Source organism: uncultured Pseudoflavonifractor sp. (assembly GCF_944387275.1).
GTDB classification, from domain to species: Bacteria; Bacillota; Clostridia; order Oscillospirales; family Oscillospiraceae; genus Pseudoflavonifractor; species Pseudoflavonifractor intestinihominis.
In genome coordinates, this window is record NZ_CALXEG010000053.1 from 1 (window position 1) to 16,926 (window position 16,926).

A 16,926-nucleotide genomic window follows, 5' to 3' on the forward strand; every position below is an offset into this window, starting at 1 on the left:
GTCGTTGTCGTAGCAGAGCACCAGCTCCTTGGTGTACCGGGCCAGGATGCGGGCGTGCTCCTCGGTGAGGGCGGTGCCCATAGTGGCCACCACGTTGTCGAACCCGGCCTGATGGAGGGTGATGACGTCGATGTTGCCCTCCACCAGGATCAGATTGGGCCGCTTGGTGTTCTTGGCAAAGTTGAGGGCGTAGATGAGCCGCCCCTTCTTGAACGCCACGGTCTCCGGGGTGTTGAGGTACTTGGCCCCCTCCTCCCCCGGCAAAATGCGGCTGGTAAACCCGGCCACGTCCCCCCGCACGTCGATGACGGGGAGCATGAGCCGGGCGCGGAACTTGTCGTAAATGCCGCCGTTCTTGCCCGCCACCGCCAGGCCCGCGTCGATGAGCTCCATCTTGCTGTACCCCTTGGCGGTGAGGGCCTTGGTGAGGGCGTCCCACTGGTCGGGGGCGGCGCCCAGACCAAAGCGGGTGGCGGTCCGGGGGGAGATCTGCCGCTGGGCGATGTACTCCCGCACCCGCTGGCCGCCGGGGCCCTTCAGATAGTCGTGGTAGAACCGGGCGGCGTCCTTGTTGGCCGCCAGGACCCGGGCCCGCTTTTTCCGCCCGGCGTCGTCGCTGCCCGTCTCGGGCACCTCCATCCCCGCCCGCTTGGCCAGGAACCGCACCGCGTCGGGAAAGGACAGGTTCTCGATCTCCATGATAAAGGAGATGACCCCGCCCCCCTTGCCGCAGCCGAAGCAGTGGTAGATCTGCTTGTCCTGATTGACGGAAAAGGAAGGGGTCTTCTCGTTGTGGAAGGGGCACAGCCCCCACAGATTGCTCCCCTTTTTGTTCAGCGTCACATAGGAGGACACCACGTCGGAGATCTCGCTCCGGGCCACCAACTCGTCAATAAATTGTTCCGGAATCGGCACGGTAGCCCTCCTTTCCCCTATGATTGCCAGAGTTTTACGCGGCCATACGGAATCTGCCCTATTTCACGCTCCAGGCCGCCGGGATGAACAGCTCTCCGAACTTCTCCACCGCGTACTTGTCGGTCATGCCCGAAATATAATCGCAGGCAGCCCGCTCCACGCCCTCCTTCACCCGGATGTCCTGGTACTCCGCCGGCAGCTCGTCCGGCTCCCGGACGTAGTGCTCAAACAGCCGCCAGAGCATGTCCTGGGCCTTGGTCTCCTCCCCCTTGGCCCGGGGGTTGGTGTACACCGAGTCGAACATGAAGGCCCGCAGCTCCGCCATGGCCTCCCGGCAGGCGGGAGACTGGACGATGTCGTCCTTTCCCGCGCTCTGGGCGATCACGTCGGTGGTCAGGGTGTTGATGCGCTCGGAGTGGGTGAAGCCCAGCACCTGGGAGATGGCAATGGGGATGTCCGTGGGAAAGATGATCTGTCCCCGCATGGCGTCGTCAATGTCGTGATTGATGTAGGCGATCTTGTCGGCCAGGCGGATGATCCGGCCCTCCAGGGTCTCGGCCCGGTCGGGGCCGGTGTGGCACAGGATGGCCCGCCGCACCTCCCAGGTCAGGTTGAGCCCCTCGCCGTCCTTCTCCAGCACGTCCACCACCCGGAGGGACTGGACGTTGTGCCGGAAGCCGCCGGGCATCAGCTCGTCCAGGGCCCGCTCCCCGGCGTGGCCGAAGGGGGTGTGGCCCAGGTCGTGGCCGAAGGCGGCCGCCTCGGTCAGGTCCTCGTTGAGCCGCAGGCCCCGGGCGATGGTCCGGGCGATGCGGGAGACCTCGATGGTGTGGGTCATGCGGGTGCGGTAGTGGTCCCCCTCGGGCTGGAGAAACACCTGGGTCTTGTGCATCAGCCGCCGGAATGCCTTGGAGTGGACGATCCGGTCCATGTCCCGCTGGAAGCAGGTGCGCACCGGGCACTCCGCAATGGGCCGGGCACGCCCCCTGGACTCCGCCGCCAGACAGGCGCGGGGTGAGAGGATCTGCCGCTCCATGGCCTCGGTCTGCTCTCTTACCGTCATAGCCGCCGCCCCCTTGATCCCGTCCGGAAAATCTGCCTGTATACTGTATACGCCGTTCCTTTCAAAAACCCTTCAAAAAAACAAAAAAATTTTTCTTCCGCCCCAGGCTCTTTTTGCCGGGCAGAAATCAGGGCCTGTCCTGCCGGAATCCGGCGGAGCAAGCCCCCGTTATGTCCTGTTACCGGGCCATGGGCACCGCCTTGAAGGCCTCGCCCAGGATCTGCACCGCCGTGCCGCCGGCGGTGAGCTCGGTCATCCGGGCGGAGAAGGCCTCCACCTGTCCCTCGGGGAGCAGGGCGTGGACGGTCACGTCGGCAGCGTACTCGGTCTCCCCCAGCACGCCCCCGTGGCCCTCCACCTCCAGCTTCACCCGGTCGAAGAAGGAGTAGGGGCAGGGCACCGCCGCCTCCACCCAGCGGCGCACCACGGAGATGCCAGCCGCGTCCAGAGCGTCCTTGGCGCTCTGGGTGTAGGCCCGCACCAGGCCCCCGGCCCCCAGCAGCACGCCGCCGAAGTACCGGGTCACCACGCACACCACGTTGGTGACCTCCTCCCGCTGGAACACGTTGAGCATGGGCTGCCCCGCCGTGCCCTGGGGCTCCCCGTCGTCGGAGTACCGCTCCACGCCCCCGTCCCGCAGACGGTAGCACCAGCAGTTGTGCCGGGCGTCGTAGTGCTTCTTCTTCACCTGCTCCACAAAGGCCCGGGCCTCTTCCTCGGTCTCCACCGGCTTTACCTGGCCGATAAACCGGGACCGCTTTTCCACCAGCTCCGCCTCAGCGGAGGCAGTCGGGATATAGTATTCCGTCATGGCCGTCCCTCACTTTTTCGCTTCTCCCAGTCCCTGCGGGTCATGGCGTAGCACAGCACCAGGCGGGACTCATAATCAAAGGCCTCCAGCTGCTGCATCCGGAGAAAGCGGAAGGAAAAGCCGCACTTCCGGATCACCCGCTTGGACCTCTGATTGCCGTCATAGTGGTCGCACCAGATGGTGTGGAGCCCCAGGTCCTCAAACCCATAGCGCAGCAGTTCCTCCACCGCCTCGGGGATGAGGCCGCGCCCCCAGTAGGCCGGGTCCAGGGAGTAGCCGATCTCGTCGTCCGGTCCCCCGGCCTCCTTCCGGTGCCGGCCGGTGAACCCGGCCGAGCCGATGACCCGGCCGTCCTGCCGGTGCACCACGGCAAAGGTCCCCGGCTCCGAAAGCACGGTGCGGATGGTCTCCCGGCTCTCCTCCACATCCCTGTGGGGCTTCCAGCCCGCGGCGGGGCCCACCCTGGGGTCCCGGGCGTAGGAAAAAAGCTGTTCTGCGTCCCGCTCTTCAAAGGGCCGCAGGATCAGCCGCTCTGTCTCAAGCTGTCTCATGGCTCCTCCTCCGGCGCGCGTAAAAATTCTCCGGTGGTCCGGCGGCGCTCCGTCACGGCTGTTCCCCCTGCCCCAGCCGTCTCTGCTCCCAGCGCTCCCTGCCCAGGGCGTAGCGGAGGGTGGTGCAGGGGTTCCCCGCCCCGTCGGCGGCGTCCTCGGTGGCGAAGTAGGTGAAGCCCAGCTTTTCGATGACCCGCCTGGACTGCCGGTTGAAGTCAAAATGACAGCACTGGATCACGGCGCAGTTCAGCGCTCTAAACCCCCGGTCCAGCAGGGCGGCGGCCGCCTCGGGGGCCAGCCCCCGGCCCCAGTAAGGCCGGGCCACCCAGTACCCCAGCTCCATCTGGGCCATGCCCTCGGGCACCGGCAGGTCCGGACAGGGCACGTCCTGGGGGTAGAGCCCGATGCTGCCCACCGGCTCCCCCGTCTCCTTCAGGACCATGGCGTAGGTCTCGGGCAGGCCCAGGGCGCCGTGGATAATCTCCAGGCTGTTGGCCTGGCTGGTGTGGGGCGGCCACCCCGCCCGGGGCCCCAGCTCCGGGTCGGACGCCCACCGGTAGAGCACCGGCGCGTCGCCGTCCTCCCAGGGCCGCAGGATCAGCCGTTCAGTCTCGATCTGGCTCATGGCTCCTCCTCTTCCGGCGCCAGGAGGACGGAGAGCATCCGCTCCGGCGCGCTGAGAAATTCTCTGGTGATCCGGTAGTGCTCGGTGTCCCGGTAGTCCACCCGCTCCACCCCGTCCGGGCCGTCAAACCGCAGGATGTCCGCCTGGGGATAGGCCATCAGGATGGGGGAATGGGTGGCGATGAGCAGCTGCCCGCCCCGGGACACCAGGTCGTGCATCAGCGCCAGAAAGGAGAGCTGGCGCATGGGGGACAGAGCGGATTCCGGCTCGTCCAGCAGGTAGAGCCCCCTGCCCCAGAAGCGGTTTTTGGCCAGAGCCAGCAGGCTCTCCCCGTGGGACTGGCCGTGGAGGGAGCGCCCGCCCACGTACTGGAGATAGCCCGGCGTCAGGGGGTCGTCCTCCATCTCGTCCACGTAGCTGGCCATGTTGTACAGGCTCTCCGCCCGGAGAAAGTACCCGTCCTCAGGGATCTCCGGGCTGCGGACCAGCCGAAGGGCCTTATACAGGCCGGAGTGGGTGTCCCGGCTGGCAAAGCGGAAATTGCGGGAGCCCCCCTCCGGGTTGAAGCCCCAGGCCACGGCGATGGCCTCCAGCAGGGTGGACTTGCCGCTGCCGTTCTCCCCCACGAAGAAGGTGACGCTGCTGCGGAACTCCAGCCGCTTCAGCCGGGCGATGGCCGGGATGCGGAAGGCGTAGTCCTCCGCTTCCCGCTCCACAGGCCGCTTCTCCACGCCCCGCAGGTACAGCGCGCCCTTTCCCCCTTCCATATTCAGTCCTCCCAGAACTCCTTGGGCGGCGTCCATCCGGAGACGATGAAGTCCTTCAGCCGGCCCAGCTGGATGGGGGTGCACACCGCCTCCACCTCGATGGCCTCGCCGTAGTCCACCCGCTCCACCTTGGCCTCCCGGTGGAGCATGTCCACCACGCCCCCCTGATCGTAGGGGATGCGCAGCACCACCCGGTGGGCCCCGGCGTCCAGCCGGTCGCCGATCTTCTTGAGCAGTTCATCCAGCCCCGCGCCGGTCTTGGCGGAGATGGATACGATGTCCTCCCCGTGGGGCACGATGTCCCCCACGTACAGGTCGGACTTGTTGAACACGTCGATGCGGGGCGTCTGGGCGGCGCCCAGCTCCACGATCAGCTTTTCCACCACCGCCGCCTGCTCCCGCCACTCCGGGTTGGACGCGTCGATGACGTGGAGCAGCAGGTCGGCGTAACTCAGCTCCTCCAGGGTGGCCTTGAAGGCCTCCACCAGATGGTGGGGCAGCTTGGAGATAAAGCCCACCGTGTCCGAGATGAGGACGGTGCAGGTGTCGGAAATCTCCAGGGTGCGGGTGGTGGTGTCCAGGGTGTCGAACAGGCGGTTGTTGGCCGGGATATCCGCCCCGGTCAGCTTGTTGAGCAGGGTGGACTTGCCCGCGTTGGTGTAGCCCACGATGGCCACCACCGGCACCTCGTTCTTGATCCGCCGCTCCCGCTGGGTGGCCCGCACCCGGCGCACCTGCTCCAGGTCCTCCTCCAGCTTGGCGATCTTCTTGCGGATGTGCCGCCGGTCGGTCTCCAGCTGAGTCTCGCCGGGGCCGCGGGTGCCGATGGCGCCCTCCTGCCGCTCCAGATGGGTCCACATGCCCAGCAGCCGGGGCAGCAGGTACTTGTACTGGGCCAGCTCCACCTGGAGGCGGCCCTCCTTGGTCCGGGCCCGCTGGGCGAAGATGTCCAGGATCAGGGCCGACCGGTCCAGCACCGACACGCCCAGGTCGTCGGACAGGGCCCGCTGCTGGGAGGGGGACAGGGCGTTGTCAAAGACCACCATGTCCGCCCCCATGCACTCCACCAGCTCCTTGACCTCACGGACCTTGCCCTCGCCGATGAAGGTGCGGGGGTCGGGGGCGTCCTTGTTCTGGAGCACCTCGCCCACGCACTCGCCCCCCGCCGTCTCCAGCAGGGCGGCAAGCTCCTCCATGGACTTCTCGTCGGTATTCTCCGTCCGGCTCAGGCAGGAGGCGTTGAGGCCCACCAGCACCGCCCGGTTCCGCTTTTCCTCTGTGGTATGTTCCGTCATAGAACCTCCGCCGCCGGAATATCACTCCGGCGTTTTCTTGTTATTCCCGCACCAGGCACTCCACGATCTCGCCCACATAGGTGACGTGGAAATCGCCGTTGGGGTAGTTCTTCCCGATCAGGCTCTTGTCCAGGAAGCAGCTCTCGTCCATGGCCTGGCGGAACACCTTCCGGCACACCAGCACCAGCTCCGCCTGCTCAAAGTAGGGGGCGTTGCCCGCGCCGGCGGCCACGGTGAAGCCGCACTCGGCCACCTTGTCCACCTCCCGGCCGCTCTTGCTGCCGCACAGGGACAGGGCCTTGCGGTACTCCTCCCCGAAGAAGGCCAGGGTGAAGTACTCCTCCCGGTCCACAAACTCCTTGGTGTACCGCTGGGGCCGGATATAGCAGGTGGCCACGCACTTGTTCCAGAGAACCCCCAGGCCGCCCCAGCTGGCGGTCATGGTGTTGCAGTGCTCCGGCGTACCGGCGGTGATGAGCATCCACTGGTCGTTCACCATGGAGAACACGTTCTTGTCCAGAGTCTTGGGATCGATCTTCTTAAACATGTGGTTCCCTCCTGTTATCATGGTACTCTCTCTATTCTATGCGGGACTGTCCCGCTCTCTGCCGCTCCCGGCCCGGAATACAAAAAAGCCCGTACCGGTACCGGTACGGGCTCTTTGACCAAATCCAGCTTACTTGTCCAGGCCGAACTTCTTGTTGAAGCGGCTGACACGTCCGCCAGTATCCACCATCTTCTGCTTGCCGGTGAAAAAGGGGTGGCACTTGGAGCAGACTTCGACGCGGATGTCCTGCTTCGTGGAGCCGGTCTCAATCACGTTGCCGCAGGCGCACTTAATGGTAGTCTGCTGATAGTTGGGATGGATGCCTTCCTTCATGCTGGTTCACCTCTTTCTCTTCGGAGGATAGGCGCAAGGACACACGTCCTCACAACGCATTTGATATCATAGCACTCTTCTTCAGAAAATGCAACTATTTTTTTCAAATTTATCATTTCTTTTTTCGCGGGGCGGAGCCGCCCGGTCAGACCTCCACCGCCTGGTCCAGGGCGAAGAACCACAGAGCCCGGCGGACCACCGGCCTGCCGGTCATCTCCTCCAGGGCGCGGCTGTACGCCGCCAGCTGAGGGCGGTACTCCTCCGCCCGCGCCCGGACAGTGCGGCGGGTCACCCGGTCGGTCTTGAAGTCCACCACCGTGATGCCCTCCAGGGTCTCAAAGCAGCAGTCCACCACGCCCTGGAGCAGCACCTGCTCCCCCTCCCCGGCGCCGGGGCAGTAGTCGGCGGCGGGCACCAGGATGGAGAACTTGAACTCCCGCCGCAGGGACACCGACTCCATCAGCTCCCGGCCCAGCGGGGACTGGAAGAAGGCCGCGATTTTGGCCGGGTCCACCGCCTCCCCCTGCTCGGGGGTGATGTAGGCCCCCGCCACCAGGCGGGCGATCTCCTCCTTCACCTGCGCCTGCGTGCCCGCCCGCTCGAAGTCGATGTACTGCATGACCAGGTGGAGGGCGGTGCCCTTCTGGGCCGGAGTGAGGCCGAACTCCTCCTCGGCAAACCGGGGGCGGCGCAGGGCGGCCCGCTTGCCCGCGGGGGCGGCGGACTCCTCCGGCTCACCCTGAGGCAGCGCAATCCTCTGCCCCGCCTCCTGGGCGGCCTCCCGGTCCAGCTCCCGGCCCTTGAGCTGGGTGGCGGTCAGCTTGGAGGGGATCTCCACGTCCCCGGCGTGGGGGTACTGCCAGGTGAGCACGCCGGTCAAATCCCGCCCGGGCTTCTCCTCCCCCCTCCCGGGCAAAACGGCTGCCTTCCGCTCGGGGGGCTGGAGCAGATCGCTGCCGTCCACCCAGCGGATATCCCAGTCCGGCCCCAGGTCCGCCGCCGCAATGGGCAGCGGGTAGTCCGCCGCCCGCCGGATGGCCACCGCGTCCGGCCGGGTGAGCACCGGCAGCAGCACCCACTGGCCCACCGACTGGCAGCCGGAGAGCACCTGGGGGTCAACGGGGTACTCGGCGTCCTCGGCCAGCTTTCTCAGGTCGGCCGCACCCCGGGTGAGGGCGCAGGAGAGGATCAGCTTCTCCTTTGCCCGGGTCATGGCCACGTAGAGCAGCCGCAGCTCCTCGGCCATCATCTCATACTCCAGCTGGCGGGCCACCGCACGCCGGGCCAGGGTGGGGTACTCGATCATCCGCTCCGTGTCCAGCCGCTTGGGGCCCACGCCCAGCTGGGGGTGGAACAGGATGGGCCGCTGCATGTCGTCCCGGTTGAGCCGCCGGGTGAGTCCGGCCAGCAGCACGATGGGGAACTCCAGGCCCTTGGACTTGTGGATGGACAGGATGCGCACGCCGCCCCCCTCCCGGGCCGCCTGGGGCGCGGCCAGCTTGTTGCCGTTGTCCCGCAGGCGGGTCAGGTAGGTGAGAAAGCCGAACAGGCCCTTGTGCCCGGCGGCCTCGAACTGCCGGGCCAGCTCGCACAGGGCCAGCAGGTTCCCCTGCCGCTTCTCCCCCTCGTCCATGGCGCCGAAGATGCCCAGCAGGTTGGTGCGGTCGTAGATCTGCCACAGCAGCTGGTGGCTGTTCCGGTCCCCGGAGCGGAAGCGCAGGTCCTCCAGCTCGGCCAGGAAGGCGGCGCAGTCCGCCCCGCCCTCCTCCGCCCCCTTCACCAGGGCGGCGTAGAAGTCCGTGTCCGGCGAGGCGGAGCGCAGCACCGCCAGCCGGTCCGCCGTGAAGCCGTACACCGGGGACCGGAGGACCGAGATCAGGGGCACGTCCTGCCGGGGGTTGTCCACGATCTGGAGCAGAGACAGGGCCACCGACACCTCGGTGGTCTCGAAGTAGTCGCCGCCCGCGTCGGCCTCCCAGGGGATGTCCCGCTCCCCCAGGGCGCGGGCGTAGTGGTGGAGCACCGAGTTGGGGGAGCGGACCAGGATGACCATGTCGCCGTACCCGGCGGGACGGGTGCCCCCCTCGCCGTCGGACACGGGGAAGCCGCCGTCCTTCAGCTCCTTGATGCGTTTTGCCAGGAACCGGGCCTCCAGCAGGTCACGGGGGGTCTTCTCGCCGCTCTCATCCTCGTCATCCCCACCGCCGGAGGCCAGGTCCAGGGCGTCCAGCTCCACGGCGTAGTCCGCACCATCTGGGTAGGATGCGCCGGGGTAGAGCGCCTCGTCGGCGGTGTAGTCCATCTCGCCGAAGGCGCGGGACATGATGCCCCGGAAGATGAAGTTGGCCCCCTCCAGCACCTGGGTCCGGGAGCGGAAGTTCTTGGACAGGATGATCCGTCTCGGCTCTCCCTCTTCCGCTGTCTCATAGGGCGTGAAGGTGCGGTACTTCTCCAGGAAAATGGTGGGGTCGGCCAGGCGGAAGCGGTAGATGGACTGCTTCACGTCCCCCACCATGAACAGATTTTTCCCGTCCTGGGAGATGGCGGAGAAGATGGCATTCTGGACGGCGTTGGTGTCCTGATACTCGTCCACCATGATCTCGTCGTACCGGGCCGACCACTGCTTTGCCAGGGGCGTGGGGCCGCCGTCCTCCCCCACCAGCAGGCGCACCGCCATGTGCTCCAGGTCGGAGAAGTCCAGCACGCCCCGGCGCTCCTTCTCGGCGGCATAGGCCGCCTCGAAGTCCTTCACCAGGGCAAACAGCCCCCGGACGGCGGGGTACACCGCCGCCATGTCGGAGAGCAGCCCGGCGCTGTCGTCGGAGAAGCCCTCGGCCAGCTTTTCCAGCCGCTTCTTGCACCGGCTGCGCACCGACTTGACCCGCTCCGCCGCCTCAGGGCACTCGGTCATCTTCTTCCGCCCCGCCGGGGGAAAGGGGATGGGCAGGGCGGCGGCAGCGGCGTCCCAGCCCTGGGCCGCCCCGTCCAGGAAGGCCTGGAGCCCGGCCATGGTGGCCGAGATGGTGGGGGCGTAGTTGGCGTCCAGGTTGGGGTCGCAGGCGCAGTCCTCCAGGGCGGCGGCCATGCGGCTCAGCCAGTACCTGGCCTGAGCGGCGGCGTCCTCCAGCAGCAGTTTGCCCCAGGGGGTCTCCCCCGCGTCGGTCACGCCCTCCAGAGAGAAGGCCGCCCCCTGCTGGTCCAGCCAGGCCGCCGGGTCCGGGTGGCTCTGGACCCGCCCTCGGATGTCCAGCACAATCTGCATCAGGCGGCTGTCGTCCCGCCCGGCGGACATGGTGTCCACCAGTCTGGCGAAGTCGCTGTCCGGGGTGATGTCCTCATACCGCCGGTCCATCACCTCGTCCAGGGCCCGCAGCATGAGCACCCCCGCCTCCCCCTCGTCGCACAGGCGGAAATCCGGGTTCACGTCCAGCATGTGGCCGCACTCCCGGAGGAGCTGGGCGCAGAAGGCGTGGACTGTGGAGATTTGAGCCTTGTAGACCAGGGCCTGCTGGCGGCGGAGGTGGCGGTCGGTGGGATTGCGGGAGAGCCGCTGGGACAGCTCCTCCACAATGCGGGAGCGCAGTTCGGCGGCGGCGGCCTTGGTGTAGGTGATGACCAGGAAGCGGTCGATGTCCAGGCCCTCGTGCTCCACCCGGCCCAGCAGCCGCTCCACCAGCACTCTTGTCTTGCCCGAGCCGGCGGCGGCGGACACCAGCAGGGCCCCGCCCCGGTTGTTCACCACGGCGGCCTGCTGCTCTGTCAGCTGAAAGGCCATAACAATTCCCCCTCTTACGTGTTGTCCGTCTGTCCGCCGCCCTCCTGCTCCTCCACCCGGGCCCAGAACGCCCCGGCGCTCACCGTGGGCAGCCAGCGGCGGCGGTCGGAGCCCCTGCCCTCCTCAAAGTGGCAGGCCACGGCGTAGTCGCAGTATTGGCAGGCGTTTTTCTCCGGCCCCTTCCAGAAGGGGTCGGCGGCGATGTTTCCGGTGGCAATCTCTCCGCCGATGTCCCGGAGCACCCGCTGGATGTGCCGCTCCAGACGGCCCAGCCGCTCGGCGGACACCAGGGCGTCCCCGGTGATGGCCCCCGTGCGGGCGGACACCTTCACCGGCAGGAAGCGGATGCCCTCCGGGCCGGGGTGCTCCATGGCCTCCAGCACCTCCGGGTCGTCCAGCACCAGGCCCCGGCGGCGCAGCTCCTTGTCCACCGCCTGGCGGCGGGCCGTCTCGGTCATGGTGCGGCTGCCGGCGATGACCGCGTCCCGGGCGGGCAAGTAGAGCACTCCCGCCGGGTCTATCTCATGTCCGCCGAACAGGTCCTTGCCCTCCTTCTGGAGGGTGAAGAGGTAGAGCAGCATCTGAAGGCCCATGCCGTTCCACACGTCGGTCAGGTCAAAGGACTTGCGGCCGGTCTTGTAGTCCACCACCCGCAGGTTCAGGCGGCCGTCCTTCACCCAGCCGTCCACCCGGTCCACAAAGCCGGAGATGCTGATGGTCACGCCGTCCACCTCCAGCTCCACCGGGGGCAGGTCCTTCCCAGAGCCGAAGCCCAGCTCAAAGGCGATGGGCTTGAAGTCGGAGGCGGACAGCTCCTCGGCCACGTTGCGCACCACCGCCCGCACCGGCTTGAGCAGCCGCTGGAACAGGTAGCGGAACCGGGGCGTCTCCTCGGCCAGGCCGCCCAGCTCCTCCCTGATATAGCGCTCCACGATCTCGTCGGTGAGGGCGTCCAGCTTGTCGCCGTCCACGCCCCCCTCCTCGTCCCGCCATTCCTCGCTCTGGAACACATGCTCCAGCACGTAGTGGACAAAGGTGCCGTACTCCGGGGCCTGGAACCCCGCCTTCTTCCGGGGCTCCGCCTTCAGGCCGTACTGCATGAAGTAGGAGAAGTGGCAGGACTTGAATTTGTCCATCCGGGAGGCGGACATGGGCACCCGGCTGCCGTAGAGGGCGTCCACGGCGGCCCGGGACAAGCTGCCCCGGGTGCGTCCGGCGGCCTGTTCCATCCGCTCCACCAGCGGCTCGTACTCCGGCATGGCCCGCAGGGCCTGTGCCGCCTCGGGGTACCGCCCCGCCAGCTCCAGGGCGGGCCGCGGGGCGGACAGCCGGAAGGCCCCCTCCAGCTCCGCCTCGGTGACCGGGCGCAGGGCCGGGAACAGCCCCCGCAGCCGGGGGATCAGGAAGGCGGGCCGCTGCTCCTCCCCGCCGCCCCCCATGGCCGCCCAGCTCACAGACAGCCGCTCCCCCGCCAGGGCGCAGGTCTCGTAGACGATGGTCAGCTCACGATTCAGCTTCTCGGCGAGGGTGGGGGCCAGCTCCAGGCCGTAGGAGGCCAGGAGGGAGCGGTCGTCGTCGTTGAGCAGGCCGGGGGACGGGGCGGCCTGGGGGATGGCCCCGTCGTCCGCCCCCAGGAGGAACACCGCTTTGCAGTGCTTGTGGGCCAGGCGGGGCATCTCTCCGGCGGTGACCCGGTCCAGGGACACGGGGATGGCGCCCACGTCGTACTGGGAGAGCACCAGGGAGAAGAGCCGGGCGAACTCGTCGGCCTCCATGGGGGTGTCCCCCACGATCTGGGCGCACTGCTCCAGGGCGCTGCACAGGATGTCCCACAGCTGGCTGTACTCCTGGGCCAGGGCGGGCTCCCCCCGCTCCTGGAGGGCGGCGGTCCGCTCCTCCAGCCGCTCCGGCAGGCCGATGCGCTCCAGGAAGGCGTACAGGGCCTTGGTGTGGCCCAGGCCGGTGTGGTCCGGGTTCTTCCGCAGCTCCTCCAGGGGGGCGATGACCTGCCGCCGGACGGCATTGAGCCGCGCCAGCAGGGCCTCGTCCTCCGGCCTGAGGGGCAGGCCGTACCCCTTGGGGTGCATGGTCCAGTCCCCCTTCTGGGTCCAGCGGCTCCCCCGCAGGTCCCACTTGAGGGCGTAGTTCTCCAGCAGGTCCCGGTCCTCCTCGGCCAGGCCGGTGAGGCCGGTCTTGAGGTAGCGGAACAGGTCGTCGTACTGGTAATCCCCCGCGGCGGCGGCCAGAGCGGAGGTGATAAGGGCCAGAATGGGCTTCTGGAGGATGTCGCTCATTTTGGCCAGGAACACAGGCACGCCGTACCGGGCAAAGATAGTCTCGATGAGCTCCCCGTACCCCTCCATGCTGCGGGCGGTGACGGCGATATCCCGGAAGCGGTAGCCCTCCTCCCGCACCAGCCGGAGGATCTCCCCGGCGGTGTACTCCACCTCGGCATAGGGACTGTTTGCCTTGAAGAGGGAGAGATGGGCCGGTCTGTCGGCCCAGGGGGCCTCCGGCGGGTCGAAGAGATGGGCCTCCAGAAAGGCCAGCTCCTCCGTCCCCTCCTTGGCCCGGTCCTCCTGCACCTCCGTCCGGGCGGGGACGCCGTTCTCCCGGGCCAGCCGCAGCAGGCTGCGGGCCGTATGGCGGGCGGGCGCGAAGATGCCCGCGCTGTCCCCCTCGTCGTCCAGCCCATCGCAGGTCAGGGCCACGGTCACCGAATTGGCCTGCTTCAGCAGGGCCTTGATGACCAGATTTTCCTGGGGCGTGAAGTCGGTGAAGGCGTCCAGATACACGTCCATCCCCCTGGCCCAGCCGCTCTGCTCCAGCGCCTCCGCCAGGCGGGTCACCCGGTCCCGGGGGTCGGCGGCCCGGCGGGCGGTGAGGGCCTCGTAGGCGCCGTAGATGAGGGACAGGTCCAGCAGCTTGTCCCCTTCGGGGCCGTCGGCCTCCTCCCCCGCCGTCCACAGGTGTTTGGGCGTGACGCAGCAGCTCTTCAGCTCGTCCACCGTGGCGATGAGGCCGGAGAGAAACTCCGGCTTCCGGGAGGGGCGGCCATACACCTTCAGCTCCCCCGCCACCGCCTGGAGGGCGGCGTACATCAGCAGCAGCCGTCCCCCCGCGTCCAGGGTGGGGGCGGCCAGCCCGCCGGTGACCGCAAAGACCCGGCCCGCCATGCGGGTGAAGGAGAGCACCTCGGCGTACCGGGACACCTGGTTCCCTCCAATGGCGCACAGGCGGCGCTCCATGTCGTGGGAGTGCTGCTCCGGCACCACCAGCACCTGGGGCCGTGCGCCGCCGCTCTCCCCGATGCGCCGGAGCACGGCCGTGGTCTTTCCGCTCCCCGAGCGGCCCAGCAGCAAATTCAGCATGTGTCCCTCTCTCCTCTCGTATCCGCTTGCAGAAATGATTATACCATCGTCCGCCGCCGCCCGCCAGTGGCAGACAGAGACCTTGTCCCCTTCCGCCCCGCCTGTGTCTCCGGCCGCTGCCCCCCATCTGGCGCGGATTGTATCGGATTTGGACACTCATCCGCTTTTGTTACTTCTCTCTCAGAGTGCGGGGCATTATGATAGAAACAACATACAGACGTGTGGACCCCGCTCAGGCCGCACCCGAAGGGAGGCACTCTATTTGAAGCGCGAAGCCATTACCAGAACCATTCTGGATACTGTTGTGGACCGCGCGATTCGGGACATCGCGGAGGACTCACAGCGCAGCCTGCGCAAGCTGGTGGACATGGGCCAGACGTTCGCCAAGGGTCCCTTTCAGAAACGCTATATCGGCATGATCCAGCAGATGCTGGAGAACGGCGGCAGCCCCTATTACGACCTGGTGCAGGACACGGTGCGGAACACCGACCGCGCCTCTCTGCGGACCTTTGGCATCAATATGGGGTGGCAGAGCTGGACCATCGGCGCCCAGCAGATCCGTGCCGCAGAGGCCAGGGAGGGATTCGACATCCCCTGGTCCATTACCCTTCGGCTGGAGGGGGACGCCCCCGACGCCCCGGGGGATTATCTCCGCCTGCTGGACGAGGGGCGGAGCCTGGGCATCTACGCCTACTTTCTCCACTGCGGCGGCTCTGACGGAGCCATCAGCCTGGCGCTGGAGATGGCCCGCAGGGCGCCGGAGTGCGCCTTTCTCGTCTTTCTCTCCCCCGCGCTGGTGGAGCCCTGGGTGGACGAGCTCTCCGCCTGCCCCAACCTGCTGATCCTGCTGGACGCCGGTGTCCCCGACTGGCAGACCGCCGCCGCCCTGCTCCGGGACGCCCGCCGCTTTTTCGGCTACTTCGTCCGGTGCAACAGCGAGGCGTGCGCCGCCGAGGTGCTCTCCGGCGCGTGGGTCCAGTCCCTGCTGGGCCACGGCGGCTCCATGGCCTTTCTCCTGCCGGAGAAGTCCTGTCCCACCCGTCTGTCCTCCCAGTTCTACGGCTACGTGGAGCAGGCCAGAAACACCCAGCGGTATCCCCTGCTGCTGATGGACTACTACCGGGATGTGCTGATGGTGGACGGAGTCATCTCCGACAGCCCCCGTTATCTGGAGCTGCTGCCCGACGGGCAGGCGGCCACATACGCGGACGGCAAAAAGCAGCTGCTGCCCGCCGCCCTTCCCGACCTGTCGCTGGACAGCCTGCTCCGCACCCATTTCCCGCGGCCCTGATACAACAGCGCGGCCTGCGCCCATGAGGCGCAGGCCGCGTTTTTCATCTTGTGTTCAGTTGTCCTCCGGCGTTCCGCCGTGGCGCAGGTCCAGCCGGCTGAGCCCCTGCACCAGGTTCCGCAGACGGGCCACATACTCCTCCGCCGGCATGGGCGTACCCTTGGTGAGCCAGCGGACAATGGAGGCCAGGACCGCGTCGCTGAAAAAGACGGTGAAGAACTCCTCGTCCTCCCGGTTGGAGAACAGTTCCCCGGCAATGGAGTGCATCAGGGGGGTGATGACCTCGGTAAAGTGGTCGCGGAAGGAATTCTGTCCCTCGATCTCCAGCGCGGAGCGGTAAAAGCCCTGCTCCTCGTAGAAGTACCGGCACATGCCGTTCAGGATGTCCGCGCCGCTGGCAAAGCCGCACTTCTGGATGACCTCGATGAACTCCGTGTCAAAGATCCAGTTGACCAGGTCGTATTTGTCGCGGAAGTGGTAGTAAAAGCTCTTGCGGCTCATCCCGCAGGCCTCGCAGATCTCTCCCACGCTGATTTTGGCAAAGGGCTCTCTGGCCATCAGGTCCTTCATGGTCTGGGCCAGGGCCCGCTTGGTAAGGCTGGAATCCGGCATGTGTACTCCCTCCCTATGGAGCTCCAACGTTCCCCGACAAAGCATTTTAGAGAAACTATATCACTTCACTTGGCAAAAAGCAAGAGGCGGGGCCGGTATCCGGCCCCGCCGCGCTGTCGACGCGGATCAAGTCTAAAAGAAACCAAAGCTCCAACAAATTGTAAAAAACCTCCGCATATTGGGTCAATTACGGAAAAAAGGGAGCCGAAACGGCTCCCTTTTTCCATCTGCCCTCCCGCCGGACGCAGGGGGAGAAATTGCCGGCTGTTCCGCCGGATTTTTTGTGCTGTCCGCCTTATTCCAGGCCCAGGGGGATGATCTTGCAGTAGTCCTGGATGGTGCCGCGCTTCTTGAAGCACTCCAGAATCTGCTTGCCCACCGGGTGCAGCTCCTCCACGTCGTACACGGCCAGTTCCTTCTCGAAGAACTTGTAGAGGATCTCGGCGCCCTTGTCGTAGGCCTCCTCGCCCAGCAGCTCCTGGGTCTCGGGGCGGAGGAACTTGCTGGAGATGCGCTGGCCGTCCACCTTCATCTCCTTCAGGTCGTAACCCAGAAGGGCGCAGCGGGCGGGCAGCAGGCGGTCCATCTTCATGTTCACGCCGCCGCGGCGGGCCAGGTACTCGCGGGCGATCCACTCGGCGGCAAAGCCCACCTTATAGATACCGATATGCTGGTTGGGGATGAGGACGTAGCGGGTGGCGCTGCAGGCCAGGATCTGCTCCAGCAGCAGGTTGGCCTGTCTCACCCGCAGGCCGGTGGCAAAGGGCCAGTAGGAGCCCACACCCTCGCTGGCCAGACCGGAGCCGCTGGAGGCGATGCTGGGGTTGTTGAAGCCCCGGGGCGCCACCAGACGCCACAGCCAGGCCAGAGCGGGCGGGATGATGTGCATCAGGCCCATGATGCCGTAGGTGGGCTTCTTGGCGGTGCAGGGGGGCATGCGCACGCCGAAGGAGCGCACGTCCACCTCCAC

At 67.1% G+C, this 16,926-nt stretch carries 14 protein-coding genes; 1 reads left to right on the top strand and 13 read right to left on the bottom strand.

The annotated features are described in order from the left end of the window. The 11 genes from dnaG to Q0K23_RS11545 all read right to left on the bottom strand — a co-directional run. Positions 1–915 (bottom strand): DNA primase (dnaG, locus tag Q0K23_RS11495; RefSeq protein ID WP_294522315.1); only part of this gene is annotated, 915 nt, incomplete at its 3' end. 58 nt (positions 916–973) lie between these two features. After that, entirely contained in the window at positions 974–1,978 is a 1,005-nt protein-coding gene (locus tag Q0K23_RS11500; RefSeq protein WP_294522317.1) for a deoxyguanosinetriphosphate triphosphohydrolase, read from the bottom strand. A gap of 178 nt (positions 1,979–2,156) precedes the next feature. Further along, the gene (locus Q0K23_RS11505; RefSeq protein ID WP_294522321.1) at positions 2,157–2,789 is read right to left on the bottom strand and encodes a YigZ family protein; all 633 of its coding nucleotides are present in this window, start codon (positions 2,787–2,789) and stop codon (positions 2,157–2,159) included. Further along, positions 2,786–3,340, bottom strand: a complete 555-nt coding sequence (locus Q0K23_RS11510) for a GNAT family N-acetyltransferase (RefSeq protein ID WP_294522322.1) — start codon at positions 3,338–3,340, stop codon at positions 2,786–2,788. Before Q0K23_RS11510 ends, Q0K23_RS11505 begins: the two co-directional genes overlap by 4 nt. Positions 3,341–3,392: 52 nt before the next feature. After that, on the bottom strand, positions 3,393–3,965 hold the full coding sequence (locus Q0K23_RS11515) for a GNAT family N-acetyltransferase (RefSeq protein WP_294522325.1): 573 nt from the start codon (positions 3,963–3,965) through the stop codon (positions 3,393–3,395). Then, positions 3,962–4,732, bottom strand: a complete 771-nt coding sequence (locus tag Q0K23_RS11520) for an AAA family ATPase (RefSeq protein ID WP_294522327.1) — start codon at positions 4,730–4,732, stop codon at positions 3,962–3,964. The genes Q0K23_RS11515 and Q0K23_RS11520 overlap by 4 nt, the downstream gene beginning before the upstream one ends. Positions 4,733–4,734: 2 nt before the next feature. After that, on the bottom strand, positions 4,735–6,027 hold the full coding sequence (gene hflX / locus Q0K23_RS11525; RefSeq protein ID WP_294522330.1) for a GTPase HflX: 1,293 nt from the start codon (positions 6,025–6,027) through the stop codon (positions 4,735–4,737). A 40-nt stretch (positions 6,028–6,067) separates the two neighbouring features. Continuing rightward, the gene (locus Q0K23_RS11530) at positions 6,068–6,574 is read right to left on the bottom strand and encodes a flavin reductase family protein (RefSeq protein ID WP_294522332.1); all 507 of its coding nucleotides are present in this window, start codon (positions 6,572–6,574) and stop codon (positions 6,068–6,070) included. 129 nt (positions 6,575–6,703) lie between these two features. Further along, on the bottom strand, positions 6,704–6,907 hold the full coding sequence (gene rpmE / locus Q0K23_RS11535) for a 50S ribosomal protein L31 (RefSeq protein ID WP_006572889.1): 204 nt from the start codon (positions 6,905–6,907) through the stop codon (positions 6,704–6,706). A 145-nt stretch (positions 6,908–7,052) separates the two neighbouring features. Then, positions 7,053–10,682 carry a helicase-exonuclease AddAB subunit AddA gene (gene addA, locus Q0K23_RS11540; RefSeq protein WP_294522348.1) on the bottom strand — a complete coding sequence of 1,210 codons (3,630 nt, stop codon included), beginning with the start codon at positions 10,680–10,682 and terminating at the stop codon, positions 7,053–7,055. A gap of 14 nt (positions 10,683–10,696) precedes the next feature. Beyond that, the gene (locus tag Q0K23_RS11545; RefSeq protein WP_294522349.1) at positions 10,697–14,053 is read right to left on the bottom strand and encodes a PD-(D/E)XK nuclease family protein; all 3,357 of its coding nucleotides are present in this window, start codon (positions 14,051–14,053) and stop codon (positions 10,697–10,699) included. Between the two features lie 262 nt (positions 14,054–14,315). Between Q0K23_RS11545 and Q0K23_RS11550 the strand changes: the two genes are divergently transcribed. Then, a complete protein-coding gene (locus tag Q0K23_RS11550) occupies positions 14,316–15,344 on the top strand; it encodes a hypothetical protein (protein WP_294522351.1) in 1,029 nt (342 codons plus the stop codon). Between the two features lie 54 nt (positions 15,345–15,398). Here Q0K23_RS11550 and Q0K23_RS11555 read toward each other — a convergent pair whose 3' ends face one another. After that, positions 15,399–15,956 (bottom strand): TetR/AcrR family transcriptional regulator C-terminal domain-containing protein, encoded by a 558-nt coding sequence (locus Q0K23_RS11555; protein ID WP_294522353.1) that lies wholly within the window; start codon positions 15,954–15,956, stop codon positions 15,399–15,401. 295 nt (positions 15,957–16,251) lie between these two features. Beyond that, positions 16,252–16,926: DUF4914 family protein (locus tag Q0K23_RS11560; protein WP_294522356.1), on the bottom strand; the 675-nt coding region annotated here is incomplete at its 5' end.